This is a genomic window from Streptomyces sp. NPDC045026 (assembly GCF_056432625.1).
Genome location: NZ_JBWKIS010000037.1, coordinates 32,677 through 47,683, shown reverse-complemented (window position 1 = coordinate 47,683; position 15,007 = coordinate 32,677). Strand labels below are relative to the sequence as shown.

General features: G+C 67.6%; 15 protein-coding genes and 3 pseudogenes. 13 read left to right on the top strand and 5 right to left on the bottom strand.

Annotation, left to right across the window (positions count from 1 at the left end):
- Positions 1-29 precede the first annotated feature (29 nt).
- Complete coding sequence (locus AC07EJ_RS41630; protein ID WP_389487827.1) at positions 30-524, bottom strand: cupin domain-containing protein; 495 nt, start codon at positions 522-524, stop codon at positions 30-32.
- Positions 525-604: 80 nt separating this feature from the next.
- Here AC07EJ_RS41630 and AC07EJ_RS41625 point away from each other — a divergent pair, with 80 nt between their 5' ends.
- Positions 605-1,456 carry a LysR family transcriptional regulator gene (locus AC07EJ_RS41625; protein ID WP_389487825.1) on the top strand — a complete coding sequence of 284 codons (852 nt, stop codon included), beginning with the start codon at positions 605-607 and terminating at the stop codon, positions 1,454-1,456.
- Here the strand turns inward: AC07EJ_RS41625 and AC07EJ_RS41620 are convergent.
- Positions 1,422-2,138: a class I SAM-dependent methyltransferase gene (locus AC07EJ_RS41620; protein WP_478886181.1), complete on the bottom strand. Its 717-nt coding sequence runs from the start codon at positions 2,136-2,138 to the stop codon at positions 1,422-1,424. The two genes, AC07EJ_RS41625 and AC07EJ_RS41620, sit on opposite strands and share 35 nt — an antisense overlap.
- Positions 2,139-2,369: 231 nt before the next feature.
- Between AC07EJ_RS41620 and AC07EJ_RS41615 the strand changes: the two genes are divergently transcribed.
- On the top strand, positions 2,370-2,696 hold the full coding sequence (locus tag AC07EJ_RS41615) for a hypothetical protein (RefSeq protein WP_389487821.1): 327 nt from the start codon (positions 2,370-2,372) through the stop codon (positions 2,694-2,696).
- Between the two features lie 1,601 nt (positions 2,697-4,297).
- Here AC07EJ_RS41615 and AC07EJ_RS41610 read toward each other — a convergent pair.
- Positions 4,298-4,600: pseudogene (locus AC07EJ_RS41610) on the bottom strand (DNA/RNA helicase domain-containing protein); the annotation flags it as partial.
- A gap of 384 nt (positions 4,601-4,984) precedes the next feature.
- Between AC07EJ_RS41610 and AC07EJ_RS41605 the strand changes: the two are divergent.
- From AC07EJ_RS41605 to AC07EJ_RS41575, 7 genes and pseudogenes are all read left to right on the top strand, one after another.
- On the top strand, positions 4,985-5,440 hold the full coding sequence (locus AC07EJ_RS41605) for a DUF6228 family protein (protein ID WP_389487819.1): 456 nt from the start codon (positions 4,985-4,987) through the stop codon (positions 5,438-5,440).
- Positions 5,441-5,738: 298 nt separating this feature from the next.
- Positions 5,739-5,843: pseudogene (locus AC07EJ_RS41600) on the top strand (Scr1 family TA system antitoxin-like transcriptional regulator); the annotation flags it as partial.
- A 97-nt stretch (positions 5,844-5,940) separates the two neighbouring features.
- A complete protein-coding gene (locus AC07EJ_RS41595; RefSeq protein WP_389487817.1) occupies positions 5,941-6,045 on the top strand; it encodes a hypothetical protein in 105 nt (34 codons plus the stop codon).
- 6 nt (positions 6,046-6,051) lie between these two features.
- Complete coding sequence (locus AC07EJ_RS41590) at positions 6,052-6,258, top strand: hypothetical protein (protein WP_389487815.1); 207 nt, start codon at positions 6,052-6,054, stop codon at positions 6,256-6,258.
- A gap of 86 nt (positions 6,259-6,344) precedes the next feature.
- Complete coding sequence (locus AC07EJ_RS41585) at positions 6,345-6,536, top strand: hypothetical protein (RefSeq protein WP_478886193.1); 192 nt, start codon at positions 6,345-6,347, stop codon at positions 6,534-6,536.
- A gap of 345 nt (positions 6,537-6,881) precedes the next feature.
- Complete coding sequence (locus tag AC07EJ_RS41580; RefSeq protein WP_389487813.1) at positions 6,882-8,540, top strand: acyltransferase; 1,659 nt, start codon at positions 6,882-6,884, stop codon at positions 8,538-8,540.
- 62 nt (positions 8,541-8,602) lie between these two features.
- Complete coding sequence (locus tag AC07EJ_RS41575) at positions 8,603-9,139, top strand: hypothetical protein (RefSeq protein ID WP_389487811.1); 537 nt, start codon at positions 8,603-8,605, stop codon at positions 9,137-9,139.
- A gap of 484 nt (positions 9,140-9,623) precedes the next feature.
- On the opposite strand, the gene AC07EJ_RS41570 is transcribed toward AC07EJ_RS41575, so the two are convergent.
- A complete protein-coding gene (locus tag AC07EJ_RS41570) occupies positions 9,624-10,220 on the bottom strand; it encodes a TetR/AcrR family transcriptional regulator (RefSeq protein WP_389487809.1) in 597 nt (198 codons plus the stop codon).
- Between the two features lie 219 nt (positions 10,221-10,439).
- On the opposite strand from AC07EJ_RS41570, the gene AC07EJ_RS41565 reads away from it, so the two are divergent.
- Complete coding sequence (locus tag AC07EJ_RS41565; protein ID WP_389487807.1) at positions 10,440-11,075, top strand: ATP-binding protein; 636 nt, start codon at positions 10,440-10,442, stop codon at positions 11,073-11,075.
- A 672-nt stretch (positions 11,076-11,747) separates the two neighbouring features.
- On the opposite strand, the gene AC07EJ_RS41560 is transcribed toward AC07EJ_RS41565, so the two are convergent.
- On the bottom strand, positions 11,748-12,632 hold the full coding sequence (locus AC07EJ_RS41560; protein ID WP_389487806.1) for a COG4705 family protein: 885 nt from the start codon (positions 12,630-12,632) through the stop codon (positions 11,748-11,750).
- Positions 12,633-12,880: 248 nt separating this feature from the next.
- Between AC07EJ_RS41560 and AC07EJ_RS41555 the strand changes: the two are divergent.
- From AC07EJ_RS41555 to AC07EJ_RS41545, 3 genes and pseudogenes are all read left to right on the top strand, one after another.
- Positions 12,881-13,807, top strand: a pseudogene (locus AC07EJ_RS41555) (DNA primase family protein); the annotation flags it as partial.
- Positions 13,804-14,079, top strand: coding sequence for a DUF6009 family protein (locus tag AC07EJ_RS41550; RefSeq protein ID WP_393589479.1), 276 nt, complete (start codon positions 13,804-13,806; stop codon positions 14,077-14,079). The pseudogene AC07EJ_RS41555 and the gene AC07EJ_RS41550, both read left to right, overlap by 4 nt.
- 563 nt (positions 14,080-14,642) lie before the next feature.
- The gene (locus tag AC07EJ_RS41545) at positions 14,643-14,897 is read left to right on the top strand and encodes a hypothetical protein (RefSeq protein ID WP_389487802.1); all 255 of its coding nucleotides are present in this window, start codon (positions 14,643-14,645) and stop codon (positions 14,895-14,897) included.
- Positions 14,898-15,007: the final 110 nt, after the last annotated feature.

The window sequence follows — 15,007 nt, the reverse complement described above, 5'->3', positions numbered from 1 at the left end:
GTGGCCGAGCACATGCTGTGCCGTCGGCTTCAGGCGAGGTCGGTGGCGGGCTCGGTCGCGTAGCGGCTCATCGCGTCGATGTTGGCCTGTTGCGTCAGCGGCCGGCCGCCGGCGAGCGCCTCCTGGAGTTCTCGGAAGTACTGCACATACAGGTCGGGGGTGAAGGTGCTGAGCATGACGGCGGGTTGGTCGGTCAGGTTGGCGAAGGTGTGCGGGGTTCCGGGCGCAACCATCACGAGCGTGCCCGAGGCGGCGTCGTAGTCCTCGTCCCCGACGGTGAACCGCACGGTGCCGGAGAGGATGTAGAAGCCCTCGTCGTGTCGGGCGTGGCGGTGCTGCGGCGGTCCCTGGGTGTGCGGGGCGAGGACGGACTCGGCGATCGCGAGGCGGTGCCCGGTGTGGCTGCCGTCCTCCAGAACGCGCATGCGCGTGGTGCCCAGAACGATCGTCTCACCGTCGCCGGGACCCACCACCGACACAGCGGGGTGGGTCTGCGGCTCGCTGCTCTTCGCTTCTTCGGTCATGCTCACAAGTGCACCGCCCGGCACTGCCGGTGTCCAAGACCCATCCCGCGGCGCCGATACCTCGTGGGTATCGTTGCAGCGTGGAGCTACGGACCTTGCGCTACTTCGTGGCGGTCGCCGAGGAACTCCACTTCGGCCGGGCCGCCACCCGACTGCACATGAGCCAGCCGCCGCTGAGCCGGGCGATCAAGCATCTGGAGGCCGATGTCGGGTCCCTGCTTTTCGTCCGCTCGCCTACAGGGGTCACGCTCACTTTGGTGGGCTCGGTGCTGCTCGACGAGGCGCGGGCCCTGCTCGACCATGCCGACCGCGTCCGGGTACGCGTGAGCGCGGCGGCCGGCGTCGCGACCATCACCATCGGCATCCTGGGCGACGGCACCGACCCGGGAGTGGCCAGGATGGCCGCCGCCTACCGCCGAAGCCGCCCCGGCATCGACATCCGCATCCGCGAGACCGATCTGACCGACCCAACCTGCGGGCTGCGCGCCGGAATGGTCGACGTCGCGCTGACTCGGGCGCCGTTCGACGAGACGGCCCTGACGGTGCGTGCGCTGCGGACCGATCCGGTCGGCGTGGTCCTGCGCGCCGACGATCCACTGGCCCGCCGCGACGGGCTGCGGCTGGCCGAGCTGAGCGACCGCCGCTGGTTCCAGTTCCCGCAGGGCACTGACCCCATCTGGCAGTCGTACTGGAACGGTGGCAGGCCGCGCGAGGGCCCGGTGGTGCGCGCCGTCCAGGAATGCCTGCAGGCCGTGCTGTGGAACGGCACGGTCGGCCTGGCCCCGCTCGGACACGACCTGCCGGCGCAACTGGCTGTGGTGCCGCTGATCGACATGCCGCCGAGCCGAGTGGTGGCGGTGTGGAACGAGGGTGACACCAACCCTTTGATCCGGTCCTTCATCGAGATCGCGACAACCGCGTACCGTCACTGAGCACCGGCAACCGTTGCTGCCGCAGCTCGTGAACAATTCGAACGCTGCGGCCCCGGGGACCGCCTCCCGAAGTGGTGAACATGTGCCGCCCCCTTCTCGGGTTCTGGCTCAACTTCTGTGGTGACGCCACAGCGCTCCCCGGTATTGGGCCCGTGGCCCTGTACGCGAGAAGGGGCTCTGGCTCAACTTCTGTGGAGCCGTGCTGTCCCGGTTGTTGCGAGGTGTTGGCGCTGCCGGCCATGCGGGTCAGCAGCCGGCCTGCGGCCGTGCGCGCCGGGGGTGTCTGGTAGTTGACGATGAGGGCACTGCCCGGGGCGGTGAGTGCGGCCAGGGTGGCGCGCACCTGGTGGGGCGTGAGGTAGGGGATGACGCCTTCCCGCAGCCATGGCGTCGGTACGGACGGGTCATGCCCGGCGTCTTTTGGTGCCGCACCGAGGTCGTCGACGGAGAGATCAACTGGTGTGGAACGCACGGAACGTGCGGCGACTGGTAGTTCGACCGCGGGACGCTCGCTCTTCTGCAACCCTTGCAACCCTTGCGGTCCTTGCGGTCCTTGTGCGGCTTCGGTGAGGCGGGCTTGTTTGTCTTGCTGGGAGGCTGGATGGCCGATCTCCCGCACAGCGGTTCGCGCCAGTTGGGGCAGACGCCACGCGCGCGTGTCCGGACCGGCTCCGAGGATCACGAACTGGCGGGGTACGCAGGCGCACAGGGTCGCGCTCCCGGCCGTGAACGGCGCCGGGTTCTCCCGTGTGCTTCGCCGGTGTTGTGCTTGAGCGCCTTCGTGCCGTGAACGGCAGGAGTAGGGCGTTCGCGGCGGCCCTGGGAAAACGCGCGACGCGCAGGTCCCCTCCCGTCACGGCCTCGCCCTTTACACTTTCGCCCGTCACATAGCGTGAGGAATGATGTGAGAAGAGTGATCGAAGTGCTGCGTAGTCCGCGGCGCCCCCTCGTGCTCGGCGCGGTGCTGACCGTCGCGCTTGCCGCGCAGTCAGCTCTGATCGTCGCCCAGCAAATGCAGATCGACGACCTGCGGATGCAGCCCGTGGACATGCAGGCGAGCGTTAAGCCTGGTCCTTCAGGGCCGTCCGGTCCCCCTGGTCCCTCCGGTCCCGGTGGCCCTATCGGCCCGGCAGGCCAGGACGGCACGAACGGGAAGGACGGCAAGGACGGCACGAACGGGAAGGACGGCACGAGCGGGAAGGACGGCAAGGATGCTGTCGCTCCGCCGGCTTCGGGTTAGGCGCTTGGCCGCACTGGCCGGCTTCTTCGGCGTGCACTGGAGGGTGTTTTGCCCTTGCGCGGGGCCGGGCCGTGCAGTTGCGGACAGCGCCCGGGCGGGGTGCAGCGCCGCCGGGAGGGCCGGACGCACCGATGGCACGGCGCGGGATCGTCAACCGGCCGTCAGGGGCCGTTTCCGGACCGTCGCGTTCATAGCGGTTGTGGCCTGAAAGTAGACGCCGAAGTCCGTGACACCCCTTGGGCTTCTGTGCGCGCCGAAGGGGCGCTCGAAGTAGGTGAACATGGTTGCGCACGCCCGCCTGCGCCGCGCCCGTGAGTGCTTCAGCCCCTCCCCGCAGCGATCGGAAGAAGCGGGTGTCCGGTCGCCCGGGAAGGACGCTCGGCGCAGAGGTTCGCCTCTGCCGCGCCCTTGCCCTTTGCTCCTTGTCATCGCATAACGTGAGGAATGATGTGGGAAGTATGAAAGAGGCGTGGCGTAGCCCGCAACGCCGCCGTGCACTCGGCGCGGCGCTGACCATCATGCTCGTCGCGCAGACAGCTGTCCTCGTCGCCCACCAGCAGCAGATCGACGAACTCCAAGCACGGCGCATCGCCCTCCAGGGGAACAGCATCCTGCAGGGCCTGCCCGGCCCGCCTGGCCCCTCCGGCCCTTCCGGCCCGCCTGGCCCAACCGGCCCGACAGGCGTGACGGGGCGGCACGGACACAACGGCTATCACGGCGTACCGGGGCGCGACGGAAGGACAGGGCGGCATGGCAGGAACGGGGTGGTGATCTACATCGGGCCGTGCCGCCATGCGGCCGCCTGTGCCCGGTGCCTTTCAAAGCTGTCACCGGTCAAGACGCGTTCCTTTCATCAGCCGCCCAGGTCAGCCCGGGGTCCGCGAGCTGCTGGAGTTTGTCGGCGGTGAGTCTGGCGCGCCGGGTTTTGGTGTTGGGCAGCCGCACTCCGAGCCTGACCTCGGTCCCGTATTCCAGCTGTTCTCTGTGCCCCCTGTGTGGAGTGCCGTTGTGATGCCAGCAGGGGGTCTGCTGCACGATCGGGTGACATCTGAACTGGCTTGCGCTGTAGGGCGGGTGGGAAGGATGTCGCTGTGCCGAAGCCCTGTCCGGAGGAGTTCCGCGATGATGTCGTGCGGGTCGCGCGGAAGGAGACGGCACGGCACACAACCAGCGCAATTGTCTTTGGCCCTGCAACGGCTGCACCCGCTTTAAGCCGGCGTGCTCAGGTGCCGACCCAGCCCGTCACCTCAAGGCCCCACCGCAGAGCCGATGTCGATGAACCGCAACCGCCCGCTCAGGCCTCACCGCACGCACACCGCGCTGCTCGCTTCGTATGCCAAGGATTCGAAAGCGCCAGCACGGCGCATCGGCGGCTTCTTCACGGCGACCCTGCCCGTCTCTCCACTGACCCCAGCGCGGCTTCAGGGCCGGCTCGCAGGGCCAGTTCTCCGCGGTCACGAACTCGGGCTGGACCGCGGGGACCCGAGGGCGTCGCGGTGTTGTGCGGCGAGCTCTTCGCTGGCGCGCAGGGCCGCACGGCCAAGCCGGTCCGCGGGCCCGGTTGGCGGCCTGACCAAGCCCGGCCGCCGGCGGCCTGAGCGTCAGAGCTTCGGCACCTTCAGCCTCGCGAAGAGCTCTAGGGTGGCCGGATCGGTGGAGTAGAGAACAGTGCCACGAATCGAGCGTGTCATCAGGACCCCGCAGGGGTTGCGGAGACGTTCGGTGAGGATCTCGTCGGAGTCGATGCGGATCGCCTTGCTCTTCACGTACTCCCGGTTCAAATGCCAGGAGCTGCTGTTCCAGGTCAAATCGGGGCCCATGATGACCCCGCCCCACTCGTACTCCAGGCCCTGCGCGGTGTGTACGCAGCCGATTTGCCCGAACCCGCCCTCTGCTGTTGCCCAGTAGTGGCGCTTGGTCCTGGCTGCGTGAACGTCTGATGCGGCAGTTGATTCGCCCCGGCCCGACGCCCTGACAGGCCGGTCACGTTCTGCGGCACTGGAGCTCTGCGGTGCGAGTGCTGCAGCTCCTCCGGTCGAGCCGGCGGTCGACGCTGTTCCGGAGGCGCCCCGGACGGGTGCGTGCGAGGCATCGGCAAAGAGCGTGGGCGAGTGAGGCGGTGTCTGGATAGAGCCCAAGGCCGGCGCCGCGCTCGGCGCATGGCCTCACGACTCGGCAGCCGGTCAACGGCCCCATCGCCGGAAGCGTGGTATTCCGCCAGCTCAGCCACAGCCTCGCCGCCCCGAATCCGGGTGACGTCCCAGACGGGGTTGGTTAGCGTTCGCCGCATGACCTCCGTGGACGACTCCAACAGCGACCAACTTGCCGTGACTGTCAGCTCTCTGGACGACACAGCCGTCGGGGTCCGGCTTAGTGACCGGCAGCCGTTCGACGAAGGCGCCGTGCACTACGCAGTCGAAGCCTGGGCTCCCGGCCTGACCGCTCGCGTCGACGAAGCCGTGGCCTGGATCTGGGACGCTGATCTTGCAGGGTTCCTGTCAGAGCTGACCACGAACTATCAGGGCTGGGAGGGTGAGCGAACATGGCAGACGCACGACGGGGACGTGGCGATCTCTGCCACCTTTCGGTCCGGCGGCCGCATCGGACTGTCGTGGACGTTGCGCCCCTGGTCCGACGCCTCTGGGGGATGGACCGCATCGGTGACCACCTGGCTTGAAGCCGGAGAGCAAATGGCCTCCCTCGCCGCTGACGTCCGGCACTTCCTCACCGCTGGCTCGCCCTGATGAACGTGCACAGCGCGACAAGCTGCCCACAGTTCTTCGAGACGAACGGTGTTCTCGTGTCTTATCTAAGTGTGGGCACGGCAGGTCAGGAACTCGCGCTGCCCACACTTACCTGAGACAGGACAGACGAGGACTTGGAAGCCTGGGCCGGAGCCGTCGTGTACCCGGGCAGGCGGCCGAGCTGAAAGCCCGACTGCGCGGGTTGGAATCTCAGCAACAGCACTGGCGGCGCCAGCTCTGTGCCGGGCATGCCCCGGTGCAGGACCGGTACGTCGTCGAGTACCGGCGCACCGCGACCATGCGAGGCTACGAGGCCACCGTCATACCCGGCCTGTTCCAGACCCCCGCATACGCCCGTCAACTCCTGGTGCAGAACGCCGAACTGATGCGCTCCCCACGGGACACCGACGCTGCCATGCAGGCACGTATGCGCCGTCAAGAGGTCTTGTACGAGCCGGGCAAGCTGTTCCGCGTGCTGCGTGCTGCTTTGGGAGGCGGCGTTGCACGCTGTCGTCGGCACCCGCGAGGTGATGGCCGGCCAGCTCGACCGCCTCGTCGGCCTGATCGGCATGTCCGCCATCGAGCTCGGCATCGTGCCTCTCTGAGCCCCGATGCCGTTCACTCCGAAGCATGGGTTCTGGATCTTCGACGAGGAGCGCGTCGTCGTCGAGACGATCAACACCGAGTTGCAGTACGACTCTGCCGACGACCTCGCCCTGTACGGGCGGACGTGGGACCAGCTCGACCAGGCCGCCGCCCATGCGCCGAAGGCGCACCGCCTCATCGCGCGTGCCCGGGCAGCGATTGCAGCCACCTGAGCAACCTGCCCCAACCACTCAACAGGGCCAGGCAATCCGGCGCAATCGGCCCGACGCGCCGCCGGCCCGGTTTCTACGGTGCCGTCATGGCGACGACAGGCGACTTGGTAGCCGTTGAGCTGCCTCCCATCGGCACCCTGACACAGGCACAGGCACAGGCACAGGCACAGGCACAGGCACAGGTGCGGGGCGCGGCGTGCGTGTGGTGCACCGTCATGCTGCACACCACCACAGCGATCGACCTCGGTCCGTGCGAAGGAAGTTCCACGCCACCGTAGGCCGCTGGGTCCCCCACGGTTGCCGATCATGCACCGTCCAGTCCGCCTGCCTGGCGCTCCTCGGGCACGCGTAATGCTGCGACCAGTGCGAGGACGACCCGGCCCGCTGCGAGGCCGGCCGCAGGTTGCGCCGTGCAGTGAGGGAGACGCGGCGATGACCCAGCTGGCCGCGCAGGCCCGGCGAGACGCAGGCCGACTGAAGGCTCCCGTCGCCGGGTGCCTGGAGGTGACCGGCGGCGGGGCGGGGCGGCCGCTCGATGGCGAGCAGTGGGGGCGACCACCCTACAGGGGCAGATCTAGCATTCCCTATACGGAAATCGCATATGCAGTGCTAGCGTGTTATGCATGACGCTCGGTACGGAAGACCTGTTGAGGCTCACGGTGACGACGCTCATGAGCCGGACCGGTGAGCGGCAGGGTGATCTCGCGGCAGCGCTCGGGCAAGCTCAGGCACAGGTGTCGCGCAAGCAGTCGGGTAAGCAGCACTGGACTCTGGAGGACGTCGACCGCCTGGCGGCGCATTACGGGCTGGGTGTGCTGGATCTGCTGGCCGGTCCCACCCACGCCGTGACGGCTCTGGCCTCCAGCCGGCACGGTGGTGGCGTACAGGCCTCTCTTCCGCTCGCTGCGCCCCTCGCGGCTGCCGCTGCGGTGGTTGTGTCGGTGCCGCGCAGCGAGGTGCTGGGCGGGCCGTGTGTGCTGTGCGGGCAGATGGCCACGGATGAAGTGGAAGGTATCTGGCAGCACTTGACGAGTGAGGAGTGCGCCGAGGCTCTGGACGAGGCCGCACCGCTCGACGACAGCCTCGATCAGGCCCACGCGCCCGAGGCCGCCGCCAGGCCCGCAGCTCCCGTCCCGGCGGCACCCGAGGACGTCCAACAGGCGCCCGAGGCACCCGAGTCGGAGCCCGTCACCGTCATCGCGGCCCCCGCCGTGGTCCCCGCCTCTGCCCCGGCCGAGGAGCCGACCGTGGCCCCCGCCGACACCGAGGCCTCCGCCCCGGCGTCGGCTGCGGCGGACCAGGCGCCGGCCGCGAGCCGGGCGCCCGGCTACGCCTCGGGAACGCTCGTCGACCAGATCCATGCCCGGGTGCGGGACGTCCTGGCCTGGTCGCAAGGCGACATGGAGGCGGCGCAGGCCGCGCTCATCAAAACCGCGATCCCCGACGTCATGGCGTTGTTCGAGCGTTCTCGGGTCGGTGGCCGCTACGGTCACTCGAAATTCCCGCCCACTGACGACATTCTGCGGAAAAAGTCACAGAAAGGCGCGGACGAAATCTGGGAGGGCCGTCCGAAGTGGCGGAACCAGGCGGCTTTCGACGCGGCGAAGAAGGGCGAGCAGATCGAGGTGACGGCCCTGGACATGAATGCGGCCTACCTGTCCGCGTTCAAATGCTGGCTCCCGGTCGGGAAACTGCTGGAAGACACGACGGGCGTGCACGATCCGAAGCGATCCGGCGTCTACCAGATCACCCCGCCGACGTGGGAACACGACGGCCTGCCCAACCCGCTCGGAAACCGGAAGGAGCCCGGCCCCGTCTGGGTCCCGGACTCCACGGTGCGGCTACTGCTCGACTGCGTGAAGTGGGACCTGTGCCAGGCGCCAGAGATCCATCGGGCGATGCTGTCCGGCGCCACGGAAAACCTCCTGGAAAAGCTCCGCCGCGCCCTCGCAGAATCCCGCGATACCGCGATCACGGAACAAGACGAAACCACCGTGGAATACGTGAAGTCCATGTATTCTAAGTTTGTGTCCACGATCGGCGAATCCAGCTCGAACACGGATATTCGCCGCCCGGACTGGATGCACATTATCCGGTCGAAGGCATTCACGAACCTGTGGCGCAAGGCCTACAAAGCCAATAAGGCGGGCCTGACCGTGATTGAGATTTCCGGCACCGACGAACTGCATGTCGCCGGGGACTGGCGGCCGGTTTTCCCTCAGGGCCGGGCACTGAATCAGGTGAAGGCGAAGAACATCTACACGCTCGGGGGTAAGCGATAGTGGGCGGGTCACCAGACTTGTGGGCACGCTGGGGCGACTGGAAGAAATTCGATGCGCGTGGGATGAAGGGCGGCGAGGCCCTGATCCTGGAACTGAACCGCATCGTCTACGCGTCCGGCTTTTCCTCGCCCATCACCTCGACTCGCGGCCAGAGGGCCCGCATCCACTACCTCGACAGCAAGGCCGGCCGTGCCGAGCTGCGCGCCCAGGGCGTCAGCGACCGCGCCATGCGCTCGTGGTTCCACGGCAAGTCCCGCCCCGGCAAGGCCAACCTGGAGCGCCTCGACAGTGCGTACTGGGTCCGCCGCCGCGAGAACCTGATCCGCTCCGGCTGGCTCAAGCGCCACCTCGACAACGACGGCCAAGGCCGCCGCATGGAGATCTACCCCGTCGACCAGTCCGCCGTCACGCCCAGCCGCGCGCGGTCGAACGTCACCGACCGCTCGATCACCGTCCGCTACGTCTGGGCCGACATGATCGATGCCTGGGCCGCCCAGGACGCCGGCCTGATGGACGAAATCTGGGACGACATCATCACCGACCTCGACAGCGACTACGCCGCCTACGCCTACGTGTCCTCCGTCGGCATCGGCGCCTGACGCCAGAACGCCGACGAGGGACCCGGCACGCATTACGCGTACCGGGCCCTGGCCCGCGCGAGCGCCCGCAACAGCCGCTTCACGTCGCCCAGCTCGCCCTCGATTGAGTCGAGTCGCTGTGTGAGAGAGCGGTCTCCGGGCGCGCCGATCGCTTCTGCCTTACAAACCGGTCGGCCCCAAGGGTTCTCATGCCTTAAGCGTCCATCGCCACCGCTCCGGATGCCACCTCGGCCAAGCCGATCACAGCGACCTGATCTAGCCGGTCAGAGGTCGTCTTCCTGCGGCCCTTCCGGGCGCATCTCCGGGATCTGCCACGGGACCAGCCCCGGCCGGCACCAGCGAAGACACATCGCGACGACAGGCCCTTTTGCTGTTTCCGTATTGGGGTGGTTTTGAGGATTCCGCATCGGCATCGACAGTCCCCACGCCGCAACACCAGCGGCCAGGTCTTTCGGGTGAACGCACCCACGCACCCTGAGTGTCTCTAGGTGTTGCGCCAGCCGGGTTCGAGGCGGTCGAGAAGGGTGTGGAACGCCGCGTCGGCTCGGTCCCAGTCGCCGTCGGCCAGGGGCGCCATGAGCAGGCCGAAGAACGCGTTGACCAGGAGGGCGGCCTCTGTTCGGGCTCGGGCCTCGGTCATGCCCAGGCCGCGGAAGACGGAGATGAATAGGCCCGTCCACTCAGTGAGCACGTCGCGCATGACGGGCCCGTACCGGTCGGGATGGAGCAGGCTGGCGGTCATGATCTCGAGGTAGAGGGGGAGCCAGGCGCGCAGGTTCGGGGTGCTGAGTTGCTGCCAGGTCTGCTCCGCGAAGCGGCGGAGCTCCGCAGGGTTCTTGGGGGAGGCGGTGGGGTCGAGCAGATTCCGGGCGCGCAGGAGCGGTCGCCTCTCGTCGAGGGCGAGTGCCTCGGCGACCATGCGTTCCTTGGTTCCGAAGTAATACAAGAGCATGCGGTCGCTGGTGCCCAGGGCCCGGGCTAGCGGGCGAAGGGAAAGGTCGGCCAGGCCGTTGCGGATCACGTACTCACGGACCCGGATCAGCAGGTCGCGTCGTTTGGCCGGGTCGGGCGGGCGCGGCATGAAGGCTCCCAGCTGCAGCTGCGCGAGACGGACCAATCCAACATGTCCGATTCATTGACATTCATTGAGGTATTTACTGTAGCACCTGTTACGTGTATATTTTTAGGTGTAGCAAGTGCTACGTGACGCAGGACCTGGTGCATGCCCGGCCCGGTCATCGACGGCCCTCCGCCTCCCCGGCGGCCATGGTCGCCAGGGCTTCAGAAGGGACTGATCCGTATGGCCTCCCAGGCCATCGCCCCCTCCAGGACCTCTCGCCGGGGATGCCTTGCCCGGTTTTACCGCCGCCGACCTGAGGAGTCGGGGCGGCAGGGCGCCGCGGGCCCGGCACAGGGGGAGAGTCCGTCTCCGGAGGGCGCAGCCACATCGTGGATCGCCCGGAACCTGGCTCTGTGGTCGCGGACCCTGGAGCCCCTGCGGCCGCTTGACAGGCCCCGCGCCCGCGCAACCGCCTGGGACGCCTCATGGCCTATACCGCGGGAACTGACCTCGGTCCGCCAGGCCCGGCGCCTGGTGACCGCCCAACTGGGCGACTGGAATCTGGAGGGCCTCGCAGACACCGCCGAGCTCTTGGTCAGCGAACTGGTCACCAACGCCCTGCGTCACACGCGCGGCCCTCTGCGGCTCAACTTGCAGGTGCGCGACTCCCGGCTGCGGTGCGAGGTCGAGGACACTGACCCCGCCGGCCCCGTACGCCGCGTCGTCGACACCGACGCAGAAGGCGGACGCGGCACGGAACTCCTCGACCTGCTCGCGGAGGCCTGGGGCAGCACCTGTACGGCCACCGGCAAGACCACGTGGTGCGAAATGCTGACGCAGACGCCTTCACCGAAGGGATCGTCTGACTCCGACTGAGCCGGTCCCGGTAGGTCCGGACGGTCTCGGCAACGCCTGAATTCAGGCGTTGCCGAGAATCAACAGACTGATCGACAAGGACGTCCCTAAAAGCGGCCCCCTACCAGTCGAGGTTTGGGTAGCGGGGCCGCTTCATGTGTACTCAGATGCGCAGGTCGGCTTTGGCGAGCTGGCCGCGCTGCGGACCCGGGATATCGACACGTCAAACGGTGCGCTCGTGGTCCGCCGCTCGCAGGCGGAGATACAGACCGGGGCCCTGTTCGACACGGCACCCAAGCCCGCCGCTGGCGTCAGCCTGGTCACCTACCCGAGCCAACTGCAAGCGGAAGTGGAAGGACACCTCGCCCACTTCGCTGGGTCTGGCCGTGATGGTCACGTCTTGCTCGGCCCTCAAGGCGGTCAGCCGCGGCGGCTTACGTGACGACTGGATCAAGGCTCGGGGGAAAGCCAAGATCACCGCAGACGTCCACTTCCACGACCTTCGGCACACGGGGAACAACCTCGCCGCCTCCGGGAGCTGATGACGAAGATGGGCCACCGCACCTCGCGCGCCGCGCTGATCTATCAGTACATGGTCAGCGGACGTGATCGGGAGGGCGGTGAAGTGTCCCACGCCCCCGGGCCCACGCCCGGGGGCCGGGGGCGTGGTCACCCGTGTCTGCCGATGCGCGGCTACTCCTGCTCGGAGAGCGTCACCGCGTTCTTCTCCTGCATGTGTGCATAGGCCATCAGGCCGGACAGAACGCCCAGCAGGGCGGCGGAGGAGCCGACGGTGCCGAGGTTCAGGCCGCCCTTGGCGACCGGTTTGGTGAGAAAGTCTCCGGCGGTGGCGCCGAGCGGTCGGGTGAGGACGAAGGCGATCCAGAACAGCAAGACGTTCGGCACCACCGGTACCTTCATCAGCGCGAGGAGGACGGCGAGTGCGCCTGATACGAGGAGGGCGCCGCCCAGGTAGCCGAGGCCGGAGCTGTCGGACAGGAAGTCGCCCATCGACGTGCCGAGGGTGTTGGAGACCAGGATCGCCGCCCAGAACAGGGCCTCTCCGCGGAAGGTGACGATGTCGCGGATCTGGAAGGTCATACCTGACATCTTCCAGACCGCGAAGATCACCAAAAGGATCGAGATCAGGATCGCGGCGCCGGTCGGGTAGCCCAGACCGAGTCCCTGCGGGCCCCAGCCGAGCGACGTGGCCCCGTTCGACAGGAACTTGGCGCTGGCATCACGGTTCATGAAATCCGACATCGTGGTGCCGGCCATGCTGGTCGACAAGATCACCGTCCAGTAGAAGAACGGGTTGTAGCGGCTGGAGCGCAGCTGGACGGCCAGCGTCACTGCGAAGATCAGGAACAGTGCGATCGTGGTGAGGAAATAGCCCAGCTTCAGCGTCTGCGCGAACAGGTCGCCTGCCGTCTCGCCGAGCGTCGTCGCGGCGATCTTCATGATCCAGAAGGCGAGCGTGACCTCCGGAAGTTTCTTCATCACCGACTTGGTCCTGCTTGCTGCGGACTCGTGGGTGCTCGCGACGTCGAGGTCGGTAAGGATTTCGGGGTTCTCCAAGGTCGGAAGCTCCTTGCCGTGTGGGGGGTACGACGGCAGGCGGCGGCGTGAAGTCTGTCGGACGCCGCCTGAAACCATCCTGAATGTCTTCCGCGCTGGTCACGCCGCTGGGTTGGCCGACAATGGGAGCGCTTGGAGCAACGATGCCAATGTGCCTGTCCCGGCTACGGCAGCGGCGCTCCCGGCGCGGTGTGTCACACGGGCGTGCACTTTTGGCCGCCCGCATCCGGCCTGCCGTACCGCGCCGGGCGCCGCGCTGGCAGCGCTTCCTTACCGACACCTTCGGCAGTGACCCCGAAGACCAAGAGATGATCTGCTTCCTGCAGCTGCTGCTCGGCTACTCCGTCACCGGTGACGTCGGCGGCCAGGTCATGCCCTTCCTGTTCGGCTCCGGTAAGAACGGGAAGAGTGTCCTCCTGGACGTGCTGATGAAGCTGCTGGGCGACTATGCGGATGCGGCCCCGCCCGGTTTCCTCATGGCCCGCCCCTTCGAAGGCCACCCCACTGACCTGGCTGAGCTCCACGGCCGCCGGGTCATTGTGTGCTCTGAGGTCAAGCCCGGCGACAAGTTCGACGAGGCCCGCGTCAAGCTCCTGACCGGCGGCGACCGCATCAAGGCCCGCCGCATGCGCCAGGACTTCTTCAGCTTCGAACCCACCCACAAACTCTGGCTCCTGGCCAACCACCGGCCCGAAGTCGGCACCGGCGGCTTCGCTTTCTGGCGCCGCATGCGCCTGATCCCCTTCGAACGCGTCGTCTCCGATGACCGCAAGATCGACAACCTGGCCGACGTCCTCGTCACCGAGGAAGGCCCAGGCATCCTGGGCTGGCTCATCGAAGGAGCCCGCCGCTACCTCGCCGGCGACAAGGACCTCACCGGCCCCGCCCGCGTACGCATCGCGACCACCGCCTACGCGGAGACCGAAGACCACATCGGCCGCTTCTTCGACGAGTGCTGCATCCTCAGTCCCGACTCCCGGGCCGAGCAGGCCCGCCTGTATGCCGAGTACAAGACCTGGTGCCAAAGTGAGGGCGCACCGGTCATCTCCTCCCGCGCGTTCGCCGCACGCGCCCGCGAGCTGGTCGGACTGGCCTCGCCCAAGGAGATGATCCTGTCCAACTCGCGGAAGTACTACCCGGGCATCGGACTGCTCGCCGACGAGGAGCGAGCATGAGCTCCCTGATCACCGAAGACGAGATCCGGTACGAGAGCGACCTCGTCTGGCTCGAGGACATCACCGACCTCGACTACGTCCGCCAGAGCCTGGACCGGCTGCCCACCCGCCGCGGCAAACCGGCCTACCACCGCGACGGACGTATGGTCGGCTACGCCACCCTCACCCCCCAGGCCAAGGCCTCCCGCTCATCAGGCACGTTCCGCCGCCCGCGTGTTCTGGCTGCTGCCCCACGACCGCGACACCCAGCCCGAAGGCCTCTACGCGCGTGAGTCAGGAGCAGGGCGGATCAGATTCGGTCTCCGGTCTCCGCGAAGTCCGGGCAGTCAGCTCTCGCCCCTTGGCGCGTAGGTGCCGGTACTCCTGACGCGCCGGCGCCGCGCTGTTGTCAGTGGCCAGGTAGAGACTCCGCAGATGGCACTCGAACAGACAGCAGCCGACGAGTTGGTGTTCAGTACATGATGGACCGGAGCAATGACCGCTGAATGACGAGCAGAAGGATCGCTACCGCTCCAGGCGGCGGAGACCGTGTCGACGGTTCCACCCGCTCAACCAGTCCCAAGTCCCCCGTCCGCGCCAGCGGGACGTCTCCTTCCTCAGCCTGAACATGCGGCAGTGAGACCGCATGGTCGACGCCTGGGCAGCCGATGACGACGAGGCCATGGATGAGGCATGATTCGACAGCATCACCGCCGATCTCGGGTCCGACTACGGGTGCTTCGCCGCCTAGGCGCGGGCCCGAGGGCCCTGACAGGCACCAGCTCCCGGCGGTCTCTCGAAGAGATTCGTAAGCGGCGCTTCGACGCGCGCTCCAAAGCTCTACGATCGATCGTGTGTGATCAACTGGGAGCGGGTCGGGTACGGCATCCGTGTCACGGGCCTGCACATGGGGGACCACGGGTTCGAAGCGGACAGCCGATGGGGCCTCACCGAAGATCCCTATACCCAGCTCTTGGTGCCGATCCCGCTGTCCAGAGACGGGTACTACGAACAGAGCGGCGAGCACGCGTCGCTGGCTCAAACGTTGTTCTTCGCTGACTGCATTGCGTTTGATCACGACTGCCCGACGGTCGTCTCCGCAGCCGCTTGAGGTAGGTCCTGACGCGGGTACCACCACGAGGCACGCCGCGGTCACCGCCGCTGCGTCCGACCCCTGGCATGGGGCCGGACGGTGGTCGCGCCATGAACTCGCCACTTGCT

Excerpts from the sequence above, each read along its gene's own strand:
- AC07EJ_RS41630 (WP_389487827.1), bottom strand. The coding sequence starts at position 524 with ATGACCGAAGAAGCGAAGAGCAGCGAGCCGCAGACCCACCCCGCTGTG.
- AC07EJ_RS41605 (WP_389487819.1), top strand. The coding sequence starts at position 4,985 with ATGACCTCCGTGGACGACTCCAACAGCGACCAACTTGCCGTGACTGTC.
- AC07EJ_RS41590 (WP_389487815.1), top strand. The coding sequence starts at position 6,052 with ATGCCGTTCACTCCGAAGCATGGGTTCTGGATCTTCGACGAGGAGCGC.
- AC07EJ_RS41585 (WP_478886193.1), top strand. The coding sequence starts at position 6,345 with ATGGCGACGACAGGCGACTTGGTAGCCGTTGAGCTGCCTCCCATCGGC.
- AC07EJ_RS41580 (WP_389487813.1), top strand. The coding sequence starts at position 6,882 with ATGACGCTCGGTACGGAAGACCTGTTGAGGCTCACGGTGACGACGCTC.
- AC07EJ_RS41575 (WP_389487811.1), top strand. The coding sequence starts at position 8,603 with ATGAAGGGCGGCGAGGCCCTGATCCTGGAACTGAACCGCATCGTCTAC.
- AC07EJ_RS41570 (WP_389487809.1), bottom strand. The coding sequence starts at position 10,220 with ATGCCGCGCCCGCCCGACCCGGCCAAACGACGCGACCTGCTGATCCGG.
- AC07EJ_RS41565 (WP_389487807.1), top strand. The coding sequence starts at position 10,440 with ATGGCCTCCCAGGCCATCGCCCCCTCCAGGACCTCTCGCCGGGGATGC.
- AC07EJ_RS41550 (WP_393589479.1), top strand. The coding sequence starts at position 13,804 with ATGAGCTCCCTGATCACCGAAGACGAGATCCGGTACGAGAGCGACCTC.